26 protein-coding genes and 7 tRNA genes are annotated in these 22,224 nt (G+C 36.8%); 16 read left to right on the plus strand and 17 right to left on the minus strand.

Annotation, left to right across the window (positions count from 1 at the left end; translation table 11 throughout):
- Nucleotides 1–30: 30 nt before the first annotated feature.
- Both ACSVI6_RS01590 and ACSVI6_RS01595 read right to left on the minus strand, forming a co-directional pair.
- Entirely contained in the window at nucleotides 31–894 is an 864-nt protein-coding gene (locus ACSVI6_RS01590; RefSeq protein ID WP_491716987.1) for an aldo/keto reductase, read from the minus strand.
- 19 nt (nucleotides 895–913) lie between these two features.
- Complete coding sequence (locus ACSVI6_RS01595) at nucleotides 914–1,276, minus strand: hypothetical protein (RefSeq protein WP_491716988.1); 363 nt, start codon at nucleotides 1,274–1,276, stop codon at nucleotides 914–916.
- 248 nt (nucleotides 1,277–1,524) lie between these two features.
- On the opposite strand from ACSVI6_RS01595, the gene ACSVI6_RS01600 reads away from it, so the two are divergent.
- From ACSVI6_RS01600 to ACSVI6_RS01610, 3 genes are all read left to right on the plus strand, one after another.
- Entirely contained in the window at nucleotides 1,525–1,905 is a 381-nt protein-coding gene (locus tag ACSVI6_RS01600) for a YbgA family protein (protein WP_491720814.1), read from the plus strand.
- Nucleotides 1,906–2,271, plus strand: coding sequence for a TIGR02328 family protein (locus ACSVI6_RS01605; protein ID WP_491720815.1), 366 nt, complete (start codon nucleotides 1,906–1,908; stop codon nucleotides 2,269–2,271).
- Between the two features lie 81 nt (nucleotides 2,272–2,352).
- Nucleotides 2,353–2,604, plus strand: coding sequence for a hypothetical protein (locus ACSVI6_RS01610; protein WP_491716991.1), 252 nt, complete (start codon nucleotides 2,353–2,355; stop codon nucleotides 2,602–2,604).
- 48 nt (nucleotides 2,605–2,652) lie between these two features.
- Here ACSVI6_RS01610 and ACSVI6_RS01615 read toward each other — a convergent pair.
- From ACSVI6_RS01615 to ACSVI6_RS01650, 8 genes are all read right to left on the minus strand, one after another.
- Nucleotides 2,653–2,724 (minus strand) — tRNA-Asn (locus ACSVI6_RS01615).
- A gap of 38 nt (nucleotides 2,725–2,762) precedes the next feature.
- Nucleotides 2,763–2,834 (minus strand) — tRNA-Asn (locus ACSVI6_RS01620).
- 38 nt (nucleotides 2,835–2,872) lie between these two features.
- Nucleotides 2,873–2,944 (minus strand) — tRNA-Asn (locus ACSVI6_RS01625).
- Between the two features lie 38 nt (nucleotides 2,945–2,982).
- Nucleotides 2,983–3,054 (minus strand) — tRNA-Asn (locus ACSVI6_RS01630).
- 39 nt (nucleotides 3,055–3,093) lie between these two features.
- Nucleotides 3,094–3,165, minus strand: a tRNA-Asn gene (locus tag ACSVI6_RS01635).
- A gap of 40 nt (nucleotides 3,166–3,205) precedes the next feature.
- Nucleotides 3,206–3,277, minus strand: a tRNA-Asn gene (locus ACSVI6_RS01640).
- 38 nt (nucleotides 3,278–3,315) lie between these two features.
- Nucleotides 3,316–3,387, minus strand: a tRNA-Asn gene (locus tag ACSVI6_RS01645).
- A gap of 120 nt (nucleotides 3,388–3,507) precedes the next feature.
- The gene (locus tag ACSVI6_RS01650; RefSeq protein ID WP_491716992.1) at nucleotides 3,508–3,645 is read right to left on the minus strand and encodes a hypothetical protein; all 138 of its coding nucleotides are present in this window, start codon (nucleotides 3,643–3,645) and stop codon (nucleotides 3,508–3,510) included.
- A gap of 335 nt (nucleotides 3,646–3,980) precedes the next feature.
- Here ACSVI6_RS01650 and ACSVI6_RS01655 point away from each other — a divergent pair, with 335 nt between their 5' ends.
- Both ACSVI6_RS01655 and budA read left to right on the plus strand, forming a co-directional pair.
- Nucleotides 3,981–4,982 (plus strand): C40 family peptidase, encoded by a 1,002-nt coding sequence (locus ACSVI6_RS01655; protein ID WP_491720816.1) that lies wholly within the window; start codon nucleotides 3,981–3,983, stop codon nucleotides 4,980–4,982.
- Between the two features lie 132 nt (nucleotides 4,983–5,114).
- A complete protein-coding gene (gene budA / locus ACSVI6_RS01660; RefSeq protein WP_491720817.1) occupies nucleotides 5,115–5,825 on the plus strand; it encodes an acetolactate decarboxylase in 711 nt (236 codons plus the stop codon).
- Between the two features lie 56 nt (nucleotides 5,826–5,881).
- Here the strand turns inward: budA and ACSVI6_RS01665 are convergent, their stop codons facing one another.
- Nucleotides 5,882–6,949 (minus strand): hypothetical protein, encoded by a 1,068-nt coding sequence (locus ACSVI6_RS01665; protein WP_491720818.1) that lies wholly within the window; start codon nucleotides 6,947–6,949, stop codon nucleotides 5,882–5,884.
- Between the two features lie 171 nt (nucleotides 6,950–7,120).
- On the opposite strand from ACSVI6_RS01665, the gene ACSVI6_RS01670 reads away from it, so the two are divergent.
- Nucleotides 7,121–7,741 (plus strand): YdhK family protein, encoded by a 621-nt coding sequence (locus ACSVI6_RS01670; protein ID WP_491716996.1) that lies wholly within the window; start codon nucleotides 7,121–7,123, stop codon nucleotides 7,739–7,741.
- Nucleotides 7,742–7,848: 107 nt separating this feature from the next.
- Nucleotides 7,849–8,529, plus strand: a complete 681-nt coding sequence (locus ACSVI6_RS01675; protein ID WP_491716997.1) for a class I SAM-dependent methyltransferase — start codon at nucleotides 7,849–7,851, stop codon at nucleotides 8,527–8,529.
- Between the two features lie 126 nt (nucleotides 8,530–8,655).
- Here ACSVI6_RS01675 and ACSVI6_RS01680 read toward each other — a convergent pair whose 3' ends face one another.
- Nucleotides 8,656–8,949 carry a hypothetical protein gene (locus ACSVI6_RS01680; protein WP_491716998.1) on the minus strand — a complete coding sequence of 98 codons (294 nt, stop codon included), beginning with the start codon at nucleotides 8,947–8,949 and terminating at the stop codon, nucleotides 8,656–8,658.
- 220 nt (nucleotides 8,950–9,169) lie between these two features.
- Nucleotides 9,170–9,901 carry a gamma-glutamyl-gamma-aminobutyrate hydrolase family protein gene (locus tag ACSVI6_RS01685; RefSeq protein ID WP_491720819.1) on the minus strand — a complete coding sequence of 244 codons (732 nt, stop codon included), beginning with the start codon at nucleotides 9,899–9,901 and terminating at the stop codon, nucleotides 9,170–9,172.
- Nucleotides 9,902–10,031: 130 nt separating this feature from the next.
- Here ACSVI6_RS01685 and ACSVI6_RS01690 point away from each other — a divergent pair, with 130 nt between their 5' ends.
- The 4 genes from ACSVI6_RS01690 (at nucleotide 10,032) to ACSVI6_RS01705 (ending at nucleotide 12,880) form a co-directional block, all read left to right on the plus strand.
- Complete coding sequence (locus ACSVI6_RS01690) at nucleotides 10,032–11,588, plus strand: hypothetical protein (protein ID WP_491720820.1); 1,557 nt, start codon at nucleotides 10,032–10,034, stop codon at nucleotides 11,586–11,588.
- 109 nt (nucleotides 11,589–11,697) lie between these two features.
- Entirely contained in the window at nucleotides 11,698–12,105 is a 408-nt protein-coding gene (locus ACSVI6_RS01695) for a MerR family transcriptional regulator (RefSeq protein ID WP_491717001.1), read from the plus strand.
- Nucleotides 12,106–12,119: 14 nt separating this feature from the next.
- Nucleotides 12,120–12,557, plus strand: coding sequence for a cupin domain-containing protein (locus ACSVI6_RS01700; protein ID WP_491720821.1), 438 nt, complete (start codon nucleotides 12,120–12,122; stop codon nucleotides 12,555–12,557).
- Nucleotides 12,557–12,880: a carboxymuconolactone decarboxylase family protein gene (locus ACSVI6_RS01705; RefSeq protein WP_491717003.1), complete on the plus strand. Its 324-nt coding sequence runs from the start codon at nucleotides 12,557–12,559 to the stop codon at nucleotides 12,878–12,880. The genes ACSVI6_RS01700 and ACSVI6_RS01705 overlap by 1 nt, the downstream gene beginning before the upstream one ends.
- A gap of 1,200 nt (nucleotides 12,881–14,080) precedes the next feature.
- Here ACSVI6_RS01705 and ACSVI6_RS01710 read toward each other — a convergent pair.
- From ACSVI6_RS01710 to ACSVI6_RS01725, 4 genes are all read right to left on the minus strand, one after another.
- Complete coding sequence (locus ACSVI6_RS01710) at nucleotides 14,081–14,605, minus strand: hypothetical protein (RefSeq protein ID WP_491720822.1); 525 nt, start codon at nucleotides 14,603–14,605, stop codon at nucleotides 14,081–14,083.
- Nucleotides 14,606–14,817: 212 nt separating this feature from the next.
- Nucleotides 14,818–15,240: a ribonuclease H family protein gene (locus ACSVI6_RS01715; RefSeq protein ID WP_491720823.1), complete on the minus strand. Its 423-nt coding sequence runs from the start codon at nucleotides 15,238–15,240 to the stop codon at nucleotides 14,818–14,820.
- Between the two features lie 85 nt (nucleotides 15,241–15,325).
- Nucleotides 15,326–15,865 (minus strand): hypothetical protein, encoded by a 540-nt coding sequence (locus ACSVI6_RS01720; RefSeq protein ID WP_491720824.1) that lies wholly within the window; start codon nucleotides 15,863–15,865, stop codon nucleotides 15,326–15,328.
- Nucleotides 15,866–16,562: 697 nt separating this feature from the next.
- A complete protein-coding gene (locus tag ACSVI6_RS01725; protein WP_491720825.1) occupies nucleotides 16,563–17,063 on the minus strand; it encodes a hypothetical protein in 501 nt (166 codons plus the stop codon).
- A gap of 388 nt (nucleotides 17,064–17,451) precedes the next feature.
- Here ACSVI6_RS01725 and ACSVI6_RS01730 point away from each other — a divergent pair, with 388 nt between their 5' ends.
- The 5 genes from ACSVI6_RS01730 to ACSVI6_RS01750 all read left to right on the plus strand — a co-directional run bounded on the left by ACSVI6_RS01730 (nucleotide 17,452) and on the right by ACSVI6_RS01750 (nucleotide 22,171).
- Entirely contained in the window at nucleotides 17,452–18,348 is an 897-nt protein-coding gene (locus tag ACSVI6_RS01730; protein ID WP_491720826.1) for a CAP domain-containing protein, read from the plus strand.
- A 22-nt stretch (nucleotides 18,349–18,370) separates the two neighbouring features.
- Complete coding sequence (locus ACSVI6_RS01735) at nucleotides 18,371–19,273, plus strand: CAP domain-containing protein (protein WP_491720827.1); 903 nt, start codon at nucleotides 18,371–18,373, stop codon at nucleotides 19,271–19,273.
- Nucleotides 19,274–19,356: 83 nt separating this feature from the next.
- Nucleotides 19,357–20,259, plus strand: a complete 903-nt coding sequence (locus ACSVI6_RS01740; protein ID WP_491720828.1) for a CAP domain-containing protein — start codon at nucleotides 19,357–19,359, stop codon at nucleotides 20,257–20,259.
- 83 nt (nucleotides 20,260–20,342) lie between these two features.
- A complete protein-coding gene (locus ACSVI6_RS01745; RefSeq protein WP_491720829.1) occupies nucleotides 20,343–21,245 on the plus strand; it encodes a CAP domain-containing protein in 903 nt (300 codons plus the stop codon).
- Between the two features lie 23 nt (nucleotides 21,246–21,268).
- Nucleotides 21,269–22,171 (plus strand): CAP domain-containing protein, encoded by a 903-nt coding sequence (locus ACSVI6_RS01750; protein WP_491720830.1) that lies wholly within the window; start codon nucleotides 21,269–21,271, stop codon nucleotides 22,169–22,171.
- The last annotated feature ends 53 nt before the right edge of the window (nucleotides 22,172–22,224 follow it).

Genomic DNA, 22,224 nt, shown 5'->3' on the forward strand with positions numbered 1-22,224 from the left:
ATTTCCGAATTTCCGGAAATGGTTTTTAAATTAGTCTAAACCGTTTAAGTTATTAGTGTATTGACTGAGTCGTAAGACCGTCTTGGGATCGGTATGGTCAGCTGAGACCCCGTCCTTTCTGTCAAGTCCATCGATTTGTTTCATTTCATCATCGGAAAGGCTGAAATCAAAGATATCAACGTTTTCCTTGATTCTTTCTGGTTTGGCACTTTTGGCAATTGAAACGATGCCGCGTTGGAACAACCATCTGAGCATTACTTGACCCACGCCCTTACCGTGAGTTTCGGCAATTTGCGAAAGGGTCGGGTTAGTAAAGATATGGTCGTACCCCTGCGCAAATGGAGCCCAGGCTTCTGGTTGGATGCCATAACTCTTAAGGTAATCGACCGTGGCCTTTTCTTGGTTCCAAGGGTTGATTTCGATTTGGTTGATCGCTGGTTTAACCTTGTTGAATTGAGCTAGATCGGTAATTTGATAATCAGGGAAATTAGAAACCCCGATCGATTTGATCTTACCAGCAGTTTGCGCTTCTTCCATTGCCCGCCAGGAACCATAGTTATCACCATAAGGTTGGTGAATGAGGTAGAGATCGAGGTAGTCTAATTGTAATTTTTCAAGGGAACTATCAATCGCTTTCTTGGTCTTATCGTACCCGTTATCGCTGATCCAAACCTTGGAAGTAACGAACAACTGGTCACGTGGAATCCCATTTTGTTTGATTCCCTGGCCAACTAAAGCTTCATTAGTATATACCCGTGCAGTATCGATCAATCTGTAACCAGCACTAATTGCATCATCAACGATGTCAGCAGTGTTAGCGGGATCGGTCAACTTGTAAGTCCCAAAACCAACCGCTGGCATCTTGTTACCATCATTTAATTCAAAGAATTCCATTCTAAATTTCCTCCATTATTTATTCCCAGGAATCAGTATCGTCTGGGTTATTAAAATTTTGTTCATCAGAATCGTCAGGATCGTCGTCAACTGGATTGTCATAGTCATCGCGATCTTCGGCAGTATCTTCGCCAATGTCATCCGTGATGTCACGATCATCATCATCGGCAGTGTCAGTGTCAAAGTCATCGGTCGTATCATCGTCGTTATCGTCCCAATTGTCGTTGTTATCATCGGGAGCGTTATCATTAACAACTCGGTTTCCATCACCACTCAAATCTTCGAGTGGATCTGCGTCTTCATCACTGTAATTATCTTCATCAAAAATATCATTTAAATCATCGATGTTATCAACATCGTCATCATCATTTTTGTATGACATACTTATCACCTTACTATTTAAGATTTTGATTTTAGTTTAGCACAACCCCATTCAAGATTATATTAATATGAATTTGATTCTGGAACAATTAAATAAATTCCAGGTTAGCTTGACATTTTGTTAGGTTGCGGTATTATATAAGTAGAAACAAACGAATCGAGAATATCGGCTAAGAATGATAACAGGTAAACGGTGTTAAGTCACTATTACCTGTTATTTTTTTATCATAAGATGGGATGGTGACTTACTTGGAACAATGGCAAAAAGATTGGGCCTACAATAAATATTGGGTAATGGCGCATTCTCAACAGGCGTATAATCATATTCGCCAACTGGCTAAGAATAATGATTGGACGGCTGCCAAGCGTATTGAGTATCAACAGCTCCTTTTGGATTTAGAGCATCTCCAGCCGACGAAGGCGACGCTTACGACTTCATACCAGCATGTTTGGGGCTACTTTAAGAAGGTGGCGACTCCTGAAGAACGGAACCAATACGTTCAGTTGTTGGATCAATTAACCCCAGATGATGATCGATTGGGACCGTTTTTAGTGACGCTGACTGATAAATATCAAGTGGATTATCTGTTGGATTCCAGAATAATTCAAGAACTAAGGAGGGACGCTTAGATGCGACTTTGGCACCAGAGTTTGATTACCAAACTCCCCCGCCAACAATTATTAGGTCAGCACCGTGAAGCGTGTGCACTACGCGGAAATGGATGGGGAAAGAAGCATGCGACCGTTGATTATGTATTTAACTATTCGCCGTATAAGCTATTTCAATTTCATGAATTGGTAATGGCTGAAATGCATCGGCGTGGTTATCACCCAGACGAACGGTGGGCAGATCCCAATTACCGTGGCAGTACCTGTGAGCCATATCATGACCTGCCACCAGTTGATCTAACAACGCCGATCTATCCCGAACACGATGCAGCGTACCTGGCAGAGTGTTTAGCCAATTTAAGAACGAAGGGGATTGAAATTGAATAGATAGGTTGTGTGCTAATTAATTGCTAAAAGTTCATTTCTATTTATAATATTAACAAGATAGTTATGAAAGGGGATTTTATGATGGATCAAGCAAGACAAACAGAGGTTTTAACGTCATTACGGAGAACCCGTTCTCACATTATCAACGCTTTGGATGGTACGAATGAAAAAAGTAATGTGATTAAAGATATTGACCGCTTCGTTAACTTTTTGAATACGACCCCACTAGATCAAATTACTGAAAAAGATGTTGATTATAATTACTCAATTATCAAGGCTGAAATCAACTGTTCACTAAACTGCTTTACCCATGCTTTGAACGCAATTAAATAGTTCCAAACAAAAATCCCATGCCTGAGATCAACAGCATGGGATTTCTTACTGCCCCGGTTGGACTCGAACCAACAACCTACGCATTAACAGTGCGGTATTCTACCATTGAACTACGGGGCAAGAAAATGATATTTAATTACGCTCCCAAGGGGAGACAACTGCTCAAGTTGGACTCGAACCAACAACCTACGCATTAACAGTGCGGTATTCTACCATTGAACTATTGAGCAATGAAGTGATTTAATTATGCTCCCGAAGTGGGAAGCAACTGCCCCGGTTGGACTCGAACCAACAACCTACGCATTAACAGTGCGGTATTCTACCATTGAACTACGGGGCAAGAAGTAAGATTTAATTATGCTCCCAAACGGGAGACAACTGCTCAAGTTGGACTCGAACCAACAACCTACGCATTAACAGTGCGGTATTCTACCATTGAACTATTGAGCAATGAAGTAATCTAATTATGATTCCCAAAGCGGGAGGCAACTGCCCCGGTTGGACTCGAACCAACAACCTACGCATTAACAGTGCGGTATTCTACCATTGAACTACGGGGCAAGAAAGTAAGATTTAATTATGCTCCCAAAGCGGGAGACAACTGCTCAAGTTGGACTCGAACCAACAACCTACGCATTAACAGTGCGGTATTCTACCATTGAACTATTGAGCAATGAAGTGATCTAATTATGCTCCCAAAGTGGGAAGCAACTGCCCCGGTTGGACTCGAACCAACAACCTACGCATTAACAGTGCGGTATTCTACCATTGAACTACGGGGCAATAATAACTTGATTGAAATAAAAAGGACTCGCATCTTTTAAGTGAAATGCGGGTCCTTTTGGTATTACAGAATTTAAAAGGGTATCCACACTTCCGATTAAGTATGGATACAAGTTAGTTTTAGGCGGTTACCACGCTAAAGAAATACCCATACGAATTACAATTATTATTATTACTATTTCGATTATTATTATTGTAATTTGAATTGGTATTATTATTAAATGACTTATTTGCTACAATCATCTTTTTCGTTAGCATGGTTTCGCCTCCTTATATTTCGATTTAATTGATGTTTTTATAATAATATGATTAGAAAAGAATGTCAAGGTTTATTTTTATTTAAGTTATTTTTCATATATGAGAATTTAATGATAATTCATCTCAAACCGTGCCCTTAGTTAATGAAACGCTTTTAAAGCCGCTGTTACATTTAGATTACATTTTATGATTAATCTTTATAACAGAATATTTAATATTATATAATTATGATGTTGTTTTTTCGGAAAGTACGGGAGTGATTAAAAATCTTAAATTATAAAATAAAGCGCGGCATCTATACGCTTTCAATTACAACTGCGACCTTTATTGGCGCATTGACAATTGGTAGTAGCCGTGTGTTAGCGGATACGAATGCTAGTGCTGCTAGTAATGCAGCTGTTACATCTACGCAAAGCAGTAATGCTAATGTTAATAGTAGTAGCGCAAGCTCAGCCGCTAGTGGGCAGAGTGAACCCGTTTCAAATAGTACAAATTCAACTAAATCCAATAGTAGTAATGCAAGTTCGGCTGATAATCGGCAACAAACTAGTGCTAGTTATGCAAAGTCATATAAGTTAAGTTCAGCTGCAAGTAAGGCCGTCAACAGTAGCACTTTGAAAGCTAATAATGTCAGTAAGTTAAGTGCAGACAAGCAATATGTTAAAGAACAAGGCAGCATGAGTGCAAAAATGAAAGTTACGAATGCAGATGCTAATGTTTATTCTGCGCCAGCTAAAACTAAGGATGCTGAAAAACTGGGGACTGCAAGTAGCTTAGGGTTAACTGATCAATGGTTGACCGTTAATTACCGTAAGTACACCAACAAAAAAGAAGGCTATTTCCGAGTAACTAAGGATGGCACTGATTATTATATTGATGGCAAAGACATGGAATTTGACCTTAGTGGGTTAGACAGTGGGAATGCTAAAATTGAAGCTGCAATTAAAGCTGGTGAAGCATTGGTTGGCAAATCACCTTACTCATGGGGTGGAGGTAGAAATGCAGCCAGTATTGCTGGGCATCATTTTGATTGCTCCTCATTCATTAGATATATTTACGCTAAAGCAGGGGTCAACGTTGGTCCAGTAGCATCTACTACTACTTATACTTTAGCTAGGCAAGGACGTTCGGTAAACTACAATAGTATGAAACGTGGTGACATCTTCTTCTTTAACGATAAGAAGGAGGGGGCATTTTGTCACGTTGGAATTTATCTTGGTCGGGGGCTGTTCTTAAATGACTCCCCATCGACCGATACGCACGGGGTTGGCATCTCTAGCTTATCAGATCCACACTGGTCAAGAAGGGTCAATCACGTAGTTAGACGGATCGTTTAAATTGATTGAAAGCATTGCTATGATGGCAATGTTTTTTTATTTGTCAGGTTTTAAATTTTTGTATAATACCATAAATTATGAAACAATATTAAAGTAACGTAGCTACTACGTGTTAAATTAGGAGGATTTGAAATGAAAGATACCAAAACATTATTTCAACACGGAACATTAGCCCTTCTAGTTCCTGGTCTTTTTGATGGAACTATTAAAATGGACGAATTTATGAAACATGGTGATACTGGAATCGGAACGGGAGAGGGTCTTGATGGCGAATTGATCGTTGTTGATGGCACTCCTTACCAAATTGATGGGGCAGGCAACGTCAACAAGCTAGACAGTAGTTTTACACTGCCATTCGGGAACATGCACTTTGCTGATTACAAGCCTTTTAAGCAGTTTACTGATTTGGACTTTGCTAAGTTTCCAGAAGCAATCCTTAGTGCAGGGGGCTTGGAAAACAGCTTCTTTTCAATTCAGCTTCATGGCACTTTCAAGACCATGAAGACCCGTTCAATCTACAAGCAAGAAAAGCCATACCCAACCTTAGCTGAATGTGCTGGGAAGCAACACGTCTTTGATGGAACTGATAAAACTGGGACCGTGGTTGCTTATTACTCTCCTCAATTATTCAACGGGGTTGCCGTGGGGGGCTTTCATAGCCACTTCTTAGCGGATGATCTCTCACAAGGTGGACACATCCTTGATTTCACTGGCTTTAATGGTTCAGCTGAAATTCAAGTGTTTGAAAATCTAGACCAATCTCTACCAGTTAACAATGCCGAATTTAAGAATCATGATTTTTCAAAGGATGACATTGCTGGTGCAATCGAAGCATCTGAATAAAAATATGTATAAAAAAAGAGGTGCTGATTTTAAATCAGAGCCTCTTTTAATTTTGCTTATTTGTAGTCGTAAACAATTTGACCGTTACTTACGCTTTGCTTAACCCATTTGTTTTGGTCAGAGATGTAAACGTAAATGTTAGTAGGAGTTTTATCTGAAGCATTCTTTACTACATACCATAAAGTACCATTCGATGCTTTGAATGTGCTAGATACCTTTGCATCTGATGAATCAGGAGCATACTTAGAAAGATAGTAAGTAGTTGATGAGCTTGAGCTTGAGCTGTTACTTGAAGAGGTACTAGTATATGGGAAAACATTAATGTTAGTGAATTGAAGATCATTTGATTCAGGAACAGTTACCGTTTGACCACCCATTTGGAGTTGGTATAGAAGTGAACTTCCAGTATTAATAGCCTTAACTTGGTATTGATCACCAGGATTAATGGTAACACCATTAGCGGTGTATGCCTTGGAATTAAATGCTAGGTATGCATTACCATAGTCAGTTGCTTGGTAAATGTCAGGAGTAACGGTTTGGTAATTACTACTTACTGTAACGACTTGTTTGTTGTTGGTGCTGTTAGTGTTATTTGATGAATTATTACTAGTGTTTTTACTACTATTGTTACTACTACTATTATTATTGGTAGTAGAACTAGTAGCTTGTTTAGTTACCTTCAACCAACTTGAGCTATTTGTTAGTTTAGAATCATTTATGATGTAGTAGGTAGGAACATTCTTTTTATCAACCTTAACAAACATCCAAACGTTATTACTTCTTATAATAAAGGATTTGTATCCCTTTTTGATTGTTTTAGTTTTTTTGGTCAAAACAACCCCTTTTGTTTTTTGGCCATTAACTGTTTGGGTAACAAGTTTACCAACGTATCCTTTGACATCCTTAGTTGTTTCAACATATCTAGCAGTTTTTGTCCAATATGATGAAGATGCCTTTGGAGTAGTTGTACTAGTCTTTTTACTAGTTTTCTTACTAGTAATCTTGCTAGTCTTCTTACTAGTTTTTTGGGTGCTAGCTGCATTTGCATTTACACCTGCTAATGCAGGAGTTATTCCCAATGTGACAGTAGCAGCTAATGCTACTAGTGCATTTTTGTAATTCATAAATTAATTCCTCCATTAATATTTAATTCTGGTTCATTTTAACATGGATATAGACATTCGTCTAAGGTTAGAACTATCCTTAAAGATTGTGTACAACATATTTGCAACTGAAATTTCAATAGTCTACAATGGTAAACGTAAATTAATTTAATAGCATGGGAGTTGATCTTAATGAACAGTAAAAAGATGGTTGTTGGAATCGCAGCTGTAGCATTATCAGCATTATTAGTTGTTCCAGCAGGGGCTAATGCAATGAGTGGTCATTCCAGTTCAAAGATGAGCAGTTCATCAATGAATATGAGCTCAATGAAGAGCAGCTCAAGTAGCATGAGCGGAATGGATATGAGCTCAATGACAATGAAAACGAATGGTGGCAAGGCTCCAAAGGGACTTAAAACCGCCAAAAATGCCAAGTACCCAAAGGGCACTAAGGTAAGGATTAAGGCTAGCCATATGCCTGGAATGAAGGGAGCCACTGCCACGGTTACGGGTGCATACAATACTGATCTTTATACCATTGACTTCACCCCTACGAACGGTGGATCTGAAGTTAAGAACCATCAGTACGTAGTTGATAAAGAAATTAAGACGGCTAAAAAGGGTCAACTAAAGGTGGGCACCAAAATTACCGTTGAAGCCGATCACATGAGTGGAATGAAGGGCGCCAAGGGTAAGATCGTTTCAATCAAGAAGGGCCCTGCCTACATGGTTGATTTCAAGGCGACGAATAGTAGTACCGTTTATAAGAACCACAAATGGCTTGCTCAATCTGATTTAACTAGTATTAAATAACATTATTAAAAATCATGGTCACTACATTTTAGTAGTGGCTTTTTTGGTGCAATGGAAAATAATTTGTTATCATAGAATAATAATAGTATAAATGAGAGTGATTAAAAATGATAAAAAAACTATATATGTATGGGCTAGATGATCCGTACTGGTTCTATACCGGAGTTATTTCTGCAATTGTATTATCGGCTTCTGATTTTAAGAAGTTATGGTGGCTAGTAATAATCTTTTTATTGATTTCGGGATTAGCAGTAATTAAAACATTTCGGAAGTTTCAAATCATTAACAGCCTTTTGACCGACCAAGAATTATTGTCAGTAAGAACGGGGCTTGATTTAAGTGTAGGAACTGGTTATTCAACCATTCGTTTAGCCAAGGCCGCTTTAAATGGTAAAATTACTGGAATCGAAGATGCTTATCAAGGCACTGCTAACCATGCGCGTGATAATGTTTATAAGCGTCGGGTTGGCGATCGTGTTAATGTTATGCGAGGAGACATTACCTCCCTACCATTTCCAGATGATAGCTTTGATGTGATTACTGGTAATTATAGTAAGCAAACCGAGCTTTATATTACTAACCATAAGCGTAGAATTGCGATTTGTAATGAAGTGGCGAGGTTGATCCAAAAGGATGGTAGTGGCAAGATTCTAATGGTGAACTCCAGACGGCAAATTCATAAGTTAGCGGTGGAATTCAGTAAAAAGCCAGGCTTTCAAGTTTACATTGCTGATCCAGAATTAAAATTTAAATTTGGTTATGCTGCTTTGAAAATTGAGGTCAAATAAAAAAGATGATTAACCTTGGGGGAGGAAAATCATCTTTTTTATTATAGATAGAACGAACATATGTTTGTCTTCGCTTATTATAATACTATTGATTACAAATTTAGTCAAACGTTTTTCGTTATCATTTTATGCTTTTGGTTCATAGAAGATTAGGATGGTCATTGCGTATGATAGGAATATCGCAAAACAGCCTAATCCGATTAGATAGCCAATTTCAAATTCTTGTGTTTGGTTACCTAACGTAGATATCATCGTATTGTTCAATAAATTAATTGCAAAATTTAGGATACAAAGAATCGCCCAAGTGAATAAAAAGGTTCCAGACATTTTGTTACCAGTAATCGTAAGGTGTTGACGATGGATGATTCCAAACGTGGCAACGGTGAGGAATAATACGATTGAGATCAGCGGAAAGTTCATTCCACCAACATGGAGAAATTCGAGGTAACTAGGAACGATCCAAATGGCAATAAAATAGTATAAAAAATGTAAAATCTTATTTTTACGGTTGTTTTTAGCATGATACTGCTCGATATTCTTGTCGGGTTGAATAATAATTAAACACTCCTTAATATATTACAAAAAAGAATTATACAAGAAAAGTGCGACCATATCAATGCTTTATGAACATTTTACGAAACTAATGGCTCATTTTTTGAGCGCGTTGGAAAAAGTCTTTAAATAATTGGTTTTCTTCGGGCATGTGTTTCCAGATGTTTTCGGGATGCCATTGGACACATTGGACTGAAGCATCATCGTTCTCTAACCCTTCGATGACCCCATCAGGAGCGGTTGCTGTGATGTGAAGGGCAGGGGCGACTTGCTTAGCTGCTTGATGATGGAATGTGTTAACGAGGGGATGGGTTCCGATACTTTTGGCTAATTGACTGTTTTTATCAACGTTAATGTGATGGGTTGGCATGAAGCCGATTGATTTTTGGGTATGCTGAATTAATGGATGGTCAGTTGCTTGAAACTGGCTGTTTAGGTCTTGGTATAGGGTCCCACCAAGGGTAACGTTGACAATTTGTAGTCCCCGACAAATAGCTAAAATCGGTTTGCCCATTTCAATGGCGGATTTAACTAACTGCATTTCAAAATAATCACGGGGTAAATATGAGATCCCGCTATTGACGGCTGGTTCTTCATTATATAGGATCGGTGATACATCGGCGCCCCCGGTAAAGATAACGCCATCGACAGTTTCGAGTAATTCTGGCGCCATTTCTGGTTTAACGACTGGGAATACAACTGGCACGATGCCATTTTCGGTTAGGGCGTTGACCAAGGTCCGTTGGGCAATGTGGGACCTAGTCATTCTAAAATTCGGGGTAACATCCATATTGATGTCTGCAGTAATTCCAATTCTCATACTTAGCTTCCTTTCAATTACAAAAAATACTTAACAACTAATTATAAATCCGTCTTAATGAAAGTAAAGACAACTAGCGGTATTTTAGATTATAATAAGGTTGATATTTAAAATTTGGAGATTTGAATTAATGAAACGACAATACACAGGGCTGAACTGGCCAACTTTACTTGGGACGTTATTGGTGAGTTTCTTCCTAATGCTTTTTTTATCTACTTCTTCACCACTTTATGCCACGAACCCATCTCCAGACGCCAACATAATGATGACCGTTGGAAAGGGGTTCTTGCATGGTTTAATGCCATACCAAAATTTATTTGATAATCGGGGCCCGCTAATTTATCTGTTATATTCATTGAACGCATTAATTAGTTATCGTTCGTTTATTTTAATCTACGGACTAGAATCGCTTTTGCTGTGCCTTGATTTAGTGTTATCCTATTGCATCTTGAATCATTTCATGCGTCGTCGCTTAGCATATCCATTGAGTTTGTTTATAATTCCACTGATGTTCAATGAATATTTCTTCCAACATGGTGATACTCCAGAGAGCATTGTGATTCCATTTTTACTATTGATGATTTATCAGTTGCTCAAACATCAAGACCTAAAATTTACTAAGTCCACTTTGTTTATTCAGGGATTCTTTGTAGGGGTCGCATTTTGGATCAAGTACACCTTTTTATTTCCATGGTTTGGGATTGGATTGGTGCTAATGATTGCCTACCTATTGCAAAAACGATATCAAGACCTGCTGAAATTGATGGGATGGGGCTTCTTGGGGTATACAGTCGTTACGTTACCAATACTTATTTTGTATCAATTGCACGGTAGTTTACTTACGATGCTGAAGGTCTACTTTTGGTTCAACGTAAAATACTATCAACACAGTAATTTTGATCTAACCCAATTGATTAAATTACCGCAAACTGATGTGGTCGCCCGATGGGTCGAAATAATCGTATTGGCAACGATGCTAGCAATTTTAATTTTACCAAAGGTAAACTGGACGATTAAAAGCGCACTGTTGACCAGTTTAGTTTTGGAAACATTATCGATTATTACCGTAAAGGTAACGGCCACTTATTATTACACTTTAATTTCTGTTTTTAGCATTTTGATTGTGGTGATTATCGGAAGTTTGTTGCAAAGGGGACTTCCTAAGATGGTAATTGAAAATCCATTTTTGATTTGCCTATTAGTGATACTTTCAGCATGTGGTTTATTAGCTACCAACCATAATTATCGTTATTCAAAACTATATCCGCATAATGAAATTTATAGTGTTGATCATCAAGCAACGGTGCCATATCAGCAACGCTTCGCTAAGCTGATTAACCGTAGTAGTGACCGTTCATTGCTGGCGTATCGGACGATTGACGTGAGTTTATATACTACTTTGGGCACGCTTCCCCATTCCAAGTACTTTGTGCAAAATAATTTGGACTATCCACCAATGAAACACTCACAGGGCCAACAGCTCCGTTCATTAAAAAATAAATTTGTGTTAACGATCTCATTACCGCCTGATCAACCTGGCAGCGCCACGAAACGCTCGTTAAAGAAATTATCCAATAAAACGTTGCGACGTTACTACCACCTAGTTGATACTGCGACGGTTTTAAAATATACGTCCTCTGTTCAACAATACGTTCTAAAGTACTACTTATATGAACGGAACAATTGATTTAAAGCCACTTCGAATGAAGCGGCTTTTTTTAGTCCTTTATCCTTGACTTAAAGTTAACTATAAGTGGTAAATTAAAACTAATCAATTGATTAAAGGAAGTTTTGCAATGCAAAGATATTCAATTGGCGAATTCGCTAACTTAGTTGGCCTGACTACCTATACACTGAGATATTACGAAAGAGAGCATTTGATCGTACCAGATCGCGATGAGCGTGACCGCCGCTACTATACTGAACAAGATGTTAAGTGGATCGGCTTTTTACTGCACCTCAAGGGGACTGGGATGTCGATGGAAGAAATCAAACGCTATGTCCAGTTACGGGCACAGGGGGATGGGACGATTTCGGAACGACGTAAACTATTGGCATCAGTCAAAGCCCGTAGTTTATCTCAAATCCGTGAGATGCAAGCCAATCTGGCCGTGTTATCGCATAAGATCGATTGGTACGATGGTAAGCTCAATCATACTGTCTCAGAGGATTTTGAACACTACTTACAACGATTTAATAATTAGGGAGATGTTGAATAATGGCAAAAAATGAAGATGTTAAACAAAACGGTGGCCTATTCGGTTTAGGGCCCAAAAATGATGCATACGCAAAATATTTTACGGGTCAAAGTTACTTAAATGGATTGGTGAGCCCTGAAAAAGAAGTTAATGTAGGCGTTGGAAATGTTACTTTTGAACCAGGTTGTCGGAACAACTGGCATATTCACCACGATGGCTACCAAATCTTGTTGGTCACAGGTGGTGAGGGCCTTTATCAAGAAGCTGGTAAGCCTGCGCGACTACTTCATCCAGGCGACGTTGTTGTTACTCACGATGGTGTTAAGCACTGGCACGGCGCTACCCCAGATAGTTGGTTTGCCCACGTTGCAATCACCACTGGGACTCCAGAATGGCTCGAAGCCGTTTCAGACGAACAATTTGAAGCTGCGTTTAAGCAGGGAAAGGATAATGCGTAATGGCTAAACAAACTGCTGGACACGATAACTTAGGTGATTTTGCCCCTAAGTTCGCTGAATTGAACGATGATGTTTTATTTGGAGAAGTTTGGTCCAGAACGGATAAACTCTCCGCACATGATCGGAGCATGATCACGATTTCCGCTTTGATTTCAGGTGGTAACTTCGCTCAGTTGAAGCCCCACATGACGATCGGTAAAAACAACGGCATTACCCAAGAGGAAATTTCTGAAATGATCACCCACCTCTCCTTTTACGTTGGTTGGCCTAAAGCATGGTCAGCATTCGGAATTGCAAAGGAAGTATACGGAGCTACCAAATAGCAACGAACGTTAAATGATATTAATTTAATGGTAGAATAAAAAATAAAAGCACGTTATCCGAAAAATAAGATGACGTGCTTTTATATTTAAAAATAGCTAGGGAACGAGTCGAACGTTCCTAAATTGCCGAAACTAGCTGCCGTAACCAAATAATAAACTATGTCCAAAAGAAAGGAATCTGATCATAGGTGGGATGAACACACCTAATAGCTAGGAAGCGAGTCGAACGCTCCTAAATTTACCGAAACTAGCTGCCTTAACCAAATAATAGACTATATCAAATTGGAAAGGAGTTGATGATAGGTGGGATGAACACACCTAATAGCTAGGAAGCGAGTCGAACGCTCCTGGATTTACCGAAACTAGCTGCCGTAACCAAATAATAAACTATGTCCAAAAGAAAGGAATCTGATCATAGGTGGGATGAACACACCTAATAGCTAGGGAACGGGTCGAACGCTCCTGGATTTGCTGAAACTAGCTGCCGTAATCAAATAATAGACTATATCAAATTGGAAAGGAGTTGATGATAGGTGGGATGAACACACCTAATAGCTAGGAAGCGAGTCGAACGCTCCTAAATTTACCGAAACTAGCTGCCGTAACCAAACAATAGACTATATCAAACTTGAAAGGAGTTGATGATAGGTGGGATGAACACACCTAATAGCTAGGGAACGAGTCGAACGCTCCTGAATTTGCCGAAACTAGCTGCCGTAACCAAATAATAAACTATGTCCAAAAGAAAGGAATCTGATCATAGGTGGGATGAACACACCTAATAGCTAGGAAGCGAGTCGAACGCTTCTGAATTTGCCGAAACTAGCTGCCGTAAGCAAACAATAGACTATATCAAATTGGAAAGGAGTTGATGATAGGTGGGATGAACACACCTAATAGCTAGGAAGCGAGTCGAACGCTCCTGGATTTACCGAAACTAGCTGCCGTAACCAAATAATAAACTATGTCCAAAAGAAAGGAATCTGATCATAGGTGGGATGAACACACCTAATAGCTAGGAAGCGAGTCGAACGCTCCTGGATTTGCCGAAACTAGCTGCCGTAACCAAATAATAAACTATGTCCAAAAGAAAGGAATCTGATCATAGGTGGGATGAACACACCTAATAGCTAGGAAGCGAGTCGAACGCTTCTGAATTTTCCGAAACTAGCTTATAATAACCTAGCCTTGAATTCTAGATTATTGTTGAACAAGTTGACTCAATGCATTAAATCGATTTACAAACTCTTTGTATGTGATTGCCTTAGGATAGCTATTAAACTTCATCTTAATGATTTCATCTTTATCAAAAAATGAGATTAATGATTTAATCTGACTGGTATAGTGGCGAACTGAAGAGTATCCTCTATATGAATTCAATAAATACTTATCTTTAATACAATAACCATCTCGACTAGAATTGATTTTAATATTAACTTCATTTGAATGGTCAATCTTAGTTTCAAATAAATCTAATAATCTTTTTTTATATCTATCCTTTAAAATATTAGTTGCTGAATCAGAATAATTACTAGTGCTGGGCAGAATGTTCATTTTAGTTAACAGTTGATGCCAAGCTGGACTGTTATCTGAATTAGGGGAACAGAGTAGCTTCTTATCTAGTTGATTATCATTTTTAATTTTTTCAACTGCATTTACAATAGTTTGTAGTTCATTAGGGTTAGATGTAATGTTAATATTATTCAATACTTCTTTAGTGTTCATTTATAAAACTTCCTTTCTATTAATAACTTTCATAACTTTCATAATTGGTTTTAGTGCGGCTGCCTTTCTAGCCGCACTTCAGTTAATTCAAAAAAGCAATGGTTCATAATTATTACCACTGCTTTCTAAAATATTTATGTTTCAATCCTTACAGATTTGATTTTAGACTGTGGGCGTACCTAACCCACAGTCCCATTTGAAGATTGATCTTTTTAATGGTGGCTAAGGGCTTGATTGAAATCAACTAACTCAAGTTTCCATGAATTAGCACTAGCTAACATTTTAACGATGCTTGCCCACTGTTTAGCGTTTTGAATACCATTGAAGTTATTCTTTAACCACTTGTTTAACCATGAATTTGTTGCATTATAGACAAACTTTGAATTAGTGGTTACGTATAAATCATTAGTACTGAGATTAAAATCTTGACTGGCTTTAATCAATGCATAATAAAGTGCATAAACCGCCATTTGATTTCGATTTGAGTTTCTGACTGGATGCTTACTACTTTGACGTAAGCGATTATTACCACTTGCTGTATCAAATTCAATCACATAGTCATAGGTAAAGGACTTTCCCTTTGGTTTATTTACTGTCTTGGAATTTGATCTAGTATATATTTTTATTTCTCCCATGTTATCACTCCTTTTGATTTATAAATTTTAACAGCTAGGGAACGAATCGAACGCTCCTAAATTCACCAGAACTAGTTACTCAATGCTATTCTTCTGCATAATGAAGAGTATTATTCAATTTATTGAGCCGATTTACGAATTCATTATAAGTAATTGATTTTGGATATTTATCAAAACTATTATTTAAGATTTCATCTTTATCATAGAATACAATTTTATGATTAATGGCTTCAAAATGATTGTAAAGCGCTCGATAACCACGAAAAGCTTTATTAAATGCAGTATTCTTCATACAATACATTTGATCTTTTGGCATCCATTTAACATATACTCGATTCGGTGCAATCAATTTGGTCGAGAAAGTTTTGAGTAGCAGTGTTTCATATTGAAATTTTAAAACTCTTGTTGCTGATTGAGAATGATTGCTTGTGATTGCAAGAAGGTTCATTTTAATCATTAACCTTTTCCAATCCTTATTTTGATCAATATTATTTGAAAGCTGGAATTCCTTATTAGGACTTTCACTGTTTATTAAAATGATATTATCTAATAGGGATTTTATTTTGTTAAAGGCAATTGGGTCATTAGTACATTGAAGCTCGATTAAGAAATCTTCAGTTTTCATATTAGAAGCATCCTTTCTAAAATTGATATCAAAAAAAGCAGTTGCAAACACATTACAGCTACTTTTTAATAGTTACATATTAAATTTTTGTATTCATTATCCTTGATTGTGCATATTGATGAATAGCTATTGCGAATCCACTTGTACTTAAGTGGAATAAACATAAGATATTATTAGTAATAAACTTAAATATAAAACATATAACATTTATTACAAATATGGTCATAAGACTCCGCGTACTTAAGCGGAGTCCACTTATCAATATTATTTTTTTTAATAGTAGAACTTAATTATGTATAATATTTCTCCTATAATTATAGTAAAAACGTCCTTACAAGCAGCCAGCCCCACCTGGTTTCTGCTCATCAGCCAACATAACTTTCGATTAACGATCATTATGGAACTACTTATTTTTACCCTCATAGCTCGTGATTTTTCAATCAATGGCATTGCCCTAACAGAGATTTTGTTTATTGTGCTGTATTTGTCGTTCGCATGTCCAGCACTTACGGAATGAAATTATTTTCACTCACGAAACATTTTATGGTTAGGCTGCTTTAACCTCTCACGCAGAAATCTACGGGTAGCTATATAGTGCCACCAAACCTAGTATTGGCTCAATTTTACACCTAAACAAATGTGCTTGTCAAACTAGCTGTTGATAAAAAAACCCGCCACGTTCATGGCGGGTTTTTGATTATTTGAAAGGATCAACCTTGTAGGTGAATTCATCCTTAACTAATTTAAAAGTTCCTAAGAATTTCCATTGTTTAGTATTTTTCAACCAAATCTTTAAATGCTTGCCACTTTTAGTGACTTTCATCATATCTTTAGCATCTGATGTAGATTGAGTTTGAGTTGCTTTTAATTGGTAGGTGCTCTTACCTGTTTTCTTATAATATGGAACCCCTAAGATTGGGTAAGCAGAGTGCAGAGTTTTATAACCCTTCCCGTTATTTTTGAAAACGCTAGCATCAGAAGCCACAGTCCCATAGTTAAAGCTTATATTCGTACGATAATAAAGATTATTCTTTCCTTTAATCTTCTTATTGCTCAACCAAGTGTGCTTTTCATCATTAGTGATTGCACTAGGGACGCCCTTATGCCAAGTACTAGCATTTGCAGATGTAAATGATGCTCCAGTTGTGAATAAAGCTATTCCCACGATTGATGCCGTTACTAGATTGTTTATTTTCATATGGCTTCCTCCGATATTTTAATTAACTTTTACAATTAATAGTATATTACGATGTATAAAAATTTTAAAATAAAAAATAAGTACAATTTTGCCAGCTTTTCCTGGGTTCCAGTCTCATGGTCAACAATTATATAACTACATCTTCTATCCTTAATTCTCGTTTAAATGCACACCTGTTTGTCAAAAGATTTCTTAACAACATCGCTGATGTGATTTTAATGGGTTGAAGTAGATTGATTAAAATTATTTTATAATATATTATCACAAATATTTATTTGAATTTTATAACATATTTAAGTTAGATGATATAATTAAAAATATAGCAGATGCTTTGAAACATTGATACATAAACGTTTATATAACTGCATAAACAAGGGAGATTTTTACAATGAAAATTAAAAACACACTTGTAAGCTTTATGACGGTGATGATAACCGTCTTGACCCTGAGTCCCATCGCGACGCCTGCCCATGCCAACCCCAATCCACTAGCAGGCAAGGATCCTCGGGTCATCAACACGATCTTAAATAACTTTAATGTCAATTTAACCAACCGCTACTTACTTTATGATCCGAATCCATATATGAGTAATGCGAATTATAAAAAAGGGACGAAGGTGCTTTATACGGCATTTAATACCAGCTTACAATTCAAAAAATTTCCGACCGGTGAAACTAGCACTCGATACGGGACTCGTAACGTTGGGACAATTGCAAAAGGTAAAGTTATTAAAAAGAAATTAAGTGACTGGGGAATTATTTATTATCAAGTTAAATTTAATAATATTAAAAAGCCCTATTGGGTCCTAGCCGCCGATTTAAATTTAACAAAGAATCCCAATAAAGATAACACCACGGTCACTGATGCCGAAAACCAAGACGTGGGGCTCAACTATGTTAACTATATTCGTGATCAACATGGGTTAGAACCATTAACTTGGAACGATCATCTATATATCTTAGCGCAGGAACGGAATCAACAACTTTCCCAAGCTAAATCAATCTCCCATTATGCTGCTGATGGTAGTTTGCAAGTTAGCGATTTAATTAAACAACATGGCTGGAATGAAGATGAAAATGGGATTGGGGAAAATATCGCTAACATATATCCAGCAGCGACACCCACCGAAACCATGATCAACATGATCAACGAATTCACGTACAACGATGCCGTGGGTGAAAATTGGGTCCACCGTGATAACATCTTAAGTTCCATCGCCACCCAAATGGCCATGGCAACCATCTACAGCGACGGGATATATTACCAAACCATGTTATTCGAATAGAATAATCAAGGAGATTTTTACAATGAAAATTAAAAACACGCTTTTAAGCTTTTTGACGGTGATGATCACCGTCTTGACCTTTAACACCGTCGCGACGAACGTACATGCTGATAGCAATCCATTAGCAGGGGGCGATCCAAAAGTTATCAACACGATTTTAAATAACTTTAATGTCAATTTACCAAATCGTTATTTAATGTATGATCCAAATCCATATATGGCTAATGCTAATTATAAAAAAGGAACTAAAGTAACTTATACTGCATCTAATACTAGTTTACAATTCACACAAATGCCTGAAAATGAAACAGATACTCAATATGGAACTCGTAAAATTACTACAAGTGCAAATGGTAAAATAATTAAAAGACAAATGAGTGATTGGGGAATTGTTTATTATAAAGTAAAATTTAATAATATTAGCAAGCCTTATTGGGTCCTAGCAGCCGATTTAATTCTACAAAAGAATCCCAATAAAAATAATACCACTGTTACTGACTCCGATAACCAAAACGTTGGACTTAACTATGTGAACTACTTACGTGACCAACACGGACAAGCCCCATTAACTTGGAATGACCATCTTTATGAATTAGCTAAAGAACGCGATCAGGAAAATATCCAAACCTGGAAAAAAAATAAAACCGCATCTCATTATAATGCTGATGGTAGCTGGAAGGTTGATAGTTTAATTCAACAACATGGTTGGAACGATTATGTGATGGGTGAAAATATTTCTGACACCCCAGCATCCTATACTCCAACCGATACCATGATTAACATGGTCAACGAATTCGTTTATAACGATGCTGTTGGAGAAAATTGGAGTCATCGCTACAATATTTTAAGATCTGACGTTACCCAAATGGCAATGGCAACCACTTACAGTGACGGCATGTATCACCAAACCATGTTATTTGAATAGCATCAAACTATAAAAGCAGTGACTCTTCACTGCTTTTCGTACATAAACGTTTATATAACTGCATAATCAAGGAGATTTTTACAATGAAAATTAAAAACACGCTTTTAAGCTTTATGACGGTGATGATCACCGTCTTGACCTTTAGTACCGTCGCTACGACCGCCCATGCTGATAGCAATCCATTAGCGGGGGGCGATCCAAAAGTTATTAACACAATTTTAAATAACTTTAGTGCCGATTTACCAAATCGTTATTTACTATATGATCCCAATCCATATATGCCTAACGCCAATTATAAAAAAGGAACTAAAATCATTTATCAAAGATCTAATACTAGTTTACAATTCACACAATTACCAGAAAATGAAACTGATACTCAATATGGAACAAGAGAAATCATCAATAGCACCAAAGGTACAATAGTAAAAAAACACATGAGTGACTGGGGAATTATGTATTACCAAGTTAAATTCAATAATCCTAGAAAAACATATTGGGTTTTAGCATCAGATTTAATACTTCCAAAAAATTCTAATAAAAATAATACTACGATTAATGATGAAGATAATCAAAACGTAGGACTCAACTATGTTAACTATATTCGTAGTCAACACGGACAATCTCCATTAACTTGGAATGATCATCTTTATACTTTAGCACAAGAACGTAATCAAGAAAATATTCAAAGTTTAAAACAAACAAATAATATTGACCATTTTAATGCTGATGGAAGTTGGAAAGTAGACGATTTAGTTAAACAACATGGATGGAATGATTATGTAATAGAAGAAAACATTTCCAATCAAAGATCATCAGATACACCAACAGATACCATGATTAACATGATCAATGAATTCACATATAATGATGCCGTAGGTGAAAACTGGGGTCATCGTGAAAATATTTTAAGCAATAGCCCTACACAAATGGCTATGGCCACCACTTACAATGACGGCATGTATTACCAAACCATGTTATTCGAATAGCATCAAACTATAAAACAGTGACTCTTCACTGCTTTTCGTACATAAATGTTTATATAAATGCATAAACAAAGGAGATTTTTACAATGAAAATTAAAAACACACTTTTAAGCTTTTTGACGGTGATGATCACCGTCTTGACTTTTAGTACCGTCGCGACGAACGTACATGCTGATAGCAATCCATTAGCAGGTGGCGATCCAAAAGTTATCAATACAATTTTAAATAACTTTAGTGCCGATTTACCAAATCGTTATTTAATGTATGATCCCAATCCATATATGCCAAATGCCAATTATAAAAAAGGCACTAAAATTATTTATCAACGTTCTAATACTAGTTTACAATTCACACAACTCCCAGAAAACGAAACTGATACTCAATATGGAACTCGAAAAATTACCAATAACACTAAAGGTATTATAATTAAAAAACAAATGATTGATTGGGGAATTATGTATTACAAAGTTAAATTTAGTAATCCTAGAAAAACCTATTGGGTTTTAGCATCGGATTTAAGATTACAAAAAAATCCTAATAAAAATAATACCACGGTTACTGACGCTGATAATCAAAACGTCGGACTTAATTATGTTAATTACATACGTGATCAACACGGACAAAATCCATTAACTTGGAATGACCATCTTTATACTTTAGCAAAAGAACGTAACCAAGAAAATATCCAAACTTGGCAAAATAATCAAAGCATCGACCATTTTAATACTGATGGAAGCTGGAAAGTAGATAATTTAATTCAACAACACGGATGGAATGACTATGTAGTGGGTGAAAATATTTCAGGTTCAATATCATCTGATACACCCACCGATACTATGATTAACATGGTCAACGAATTCGTATATAACGATGCCGTTGGTGAAAACTGGGGTCACCGTTACAATATTTTGAGATCTGACACTACCCAAATGGCCATGGCAACCACTTATAGTAAGGGCATGTATTACCAAACCATGTTATTCGAATAGAATAACCAAGGGAGATTTTTACAATGAAAATTAAAAACACACTTGTAAGCTTTATGACTGTTCTGCTCACCGTCTTGACCTTTAACACCGTCGTAACGACCGTCCATGCTGATAGCAATCCATTAGCGGGGGGCGATCCAAAAGTTATTAATACCATCTTAAATAACTTTAATGCCAATTTACCAAATCGCTATTTAATGTATGATCCCAATCCATATATGCCTAACGCAAATTATAAAAAGGGAACCAAAATCATTTATACTCGTTCTAATACAAGCCTACAATTTACTCAATTACCTGAAAATGAAACCGATACTCAATATGGAATTACTAAAATAAACGGTAATAGTAAAGGTTCAATCATTAAAAAACAAATGAGCGATTGGGGTATCATGTATTACCAAATTAAATTTAATAATTATAAAGGTAATTACTGGGTTCTAGCTTCTGACTTAAGATTGCAAAAAAATTCAAATAAAAATAATACCAAAGTAAATAATTCCAGCAACCAAAACATCGGACTTAATTATGTAAACTATTTACGTTCTCAACACGGACAAAATCCATTAACTTGGAATGATCATCTGTATGAATTAGCACAAGAACGCAACCAAGAAAATGAACAAACTTGGCAAAATAATAACCAATTATCACATTTTAATAATGATGGAAGCTGGAAAGTAGATTCATTAGTACAACAACATGGATGGAATGATTATATAATGGGTGAAAATATTTCAAACACCTACTCATCCGATACCCCGAATAATACAATGATCAACATGGTCAACGAATTCATGTATAACGATGCCGTTGGTGAAAACTGGAGTCATCGTTATAATATTTTGAGATCTGACGTTACCCAAATGGCCATGGCCACCACTTACCATGATGGTCTATATTACCAAACCATGTTATTCGAATAGCATCAATATTACCAATCTAAAAGCGAGTGATGATTATCACTCGCTTTTTTATA

It is taken from the genome of Nicoliella sp. ESL1106, from assembly GCF_058509965.1.

Excerpts from the sequence above, each read along its gene's own strand:
- ACSVI6_RS01735 (WP_491720827.1), top strand. The coding sequence starts at position 18,371 with ATGAAAATTAAAAACACGCTTTTAAGCTTTTTGACGGTGATGATCACC.
- ACSVI6_RS01690 (WP_491720820.1), top strand. The coding sequence starts at position 10,032 with ATGAAACGACAATACACAGGGCTGAACTGGCCAACTTTACTTGGGACG.
- ACSVI6_RS01675 (WP_491716997.1), top strand. The coding sequence starts at position 7,849 with ATGATAAAAAAACTATATATGTATGGGCTAGATGATCCGTACTGGTTC.
- ACSVI6_RS01715 (WP_491720823.1), bottom strand. The coding sequence starts at position 15,240 with ATGGGAGAAATAAAAATATATACTAGATCAAATTCCAAGACAGTAAAT.
- ACSVI6_RS01595 (WP_491716988.1), bottom strand. The coding sequence starts at position 1,276 with ATGTCATACAAAAATGATGATGACGATGTTGATAACATCGATGATTTA.
- ACSVI6_RS01670 (WP_491716996.1), top strand. The coding sequence starts at position 7,121 with ATGAACAGTAAAAAGATGGTTGTTGGAATCGCAGCTGTAGCATTATCA.
- ACSVI6_RS01590 (WP_491716987.1), bottom strand. The coding sequence starts at position 894 with ATGGAATTCTTTGAATTAAATGATGGTAACAAGATGCCAGCGGTTGGT.
- ACSVI6_RS01705 (WP_491717003.1), top strand. The coding sequence starts at position 12,557 with ATGGCTAAACAAACTGCTGGACACGATAACTTAGGTGATTTTGCCCCT.
- ACSVI6_RS01610 (WP_491716991.1), top strand. The coding sequence starts at position 2,353 with ATGGATCAAGCAAGACAAACAGAGGTTTTAACGTCATTACGGAGAACC.
- ACSVI6_RS01720 (WP_491720824.1), bottom strand. The coding sequence starts at position 15,865 with ATGAAAACTGAAGATTTCTTAATCGAGCTTCAATGTACTAATGACCCA.
- ACSVI6_RS01700 (WP_491720821.1), top strand. The coding sequence starts at position 12,120 with ATGGCAAAAAATGAAGATGTTAAACAAAACGGTGGCCTATTCGGTTTA.
- ACSVI6_RS01725 (WP_491720825.1), bottom strand. The coding sequence starts at position 17,063 with ATGAAAATAAACAATCTAGTAACGGCATCAATCGTGGGAATAGCTTTA.
- budA (WP_491720817.1), top strand. The coding sequence starts at position 5,115 with ATGAAAGATACCAAAACATTATTTCAACACGGAACATTAGCCCTTCTA.
- ACSVI6_RS01695 (WP_491717001.1), top strand. The coding sequence starts at position 11,698 with ATGCAAAGATATTCAATTGGCGAATTCGCTAACTTAGTTGGCCTGACT.
- ACSVI6_RS01740 (WP_491720828.1), top strand. The coding sequence starts at position 19,357 with ATGAAAATTAAAAACACGCTTTTAAGCTTTATGACGGTGATGATCACC.
- ACSVI6_RS01650 (WP_491716992.1), bottom strand. The coding sequence starts at position 3,645 with ATGCTAACGAAAAAGATGATTGTAGCAAATAAGTCATTTAATAATAAT.
- ACSVI6_RS01710 (WP_491720822.1), bottom strand. The coding sequence starts at position 14,605 with ATGAACACTAAAGAAGTATTGAATAATATTAACATTACATCTAACCCT.
- ACSVI6_RS01680 (WP_491716998.1), bottom strand. The coding sequence starts at position 8,949 with ATGAACTTTCCGCTGATCTCAATCGTATTATTCCTCACCGTTGCCACG.
- ACSVI6_RS01730 (WP_491720826.1), top strand. The coding sequence starts at position 17,452 with ATGAAAATTAAAAACACACTTGTAAGCTTTATGACGGTGATGATAACC.
- ACSVI6_RS01750 (WP_491720830.1), top strand. The coding sequence starts at position 21,269 with ATGAAAATTAAAAACACACTTGTAAGCTTTATGACTGTTCTGCTCACC.
- ACSVI6_RS01745 (WP_491720829.1), top strand. The coding sequence starts at position 20,343 with ATGAAAATTAAAAACACACTTTTAAGCTTTTTGACGGTGATGATCACC.
- ACSVI6_RS01685 (WP_491720819.1), bottom strand. The coding sequence starts at position 9,901 with ATGAGAATTGGAATTACTGCAGACATCAATATGGATGTTACCCCGAAT.
- ACSVI6_RS01605 (WP_491720815.1), top strand. The coding sequence starts at position 1,906 with ATGCGACTTTGGCACCAGAGTTTGATTACCAAACTCCCCCGCCAACAA.
- ACSVI6_RS01665 (WP_491720818.1), bottom strand. The coding sequence starts at position 6,949 with ATGAATTACAAAAATGCACTAGTAGCATTAGCTGCTACTGTCACATTG.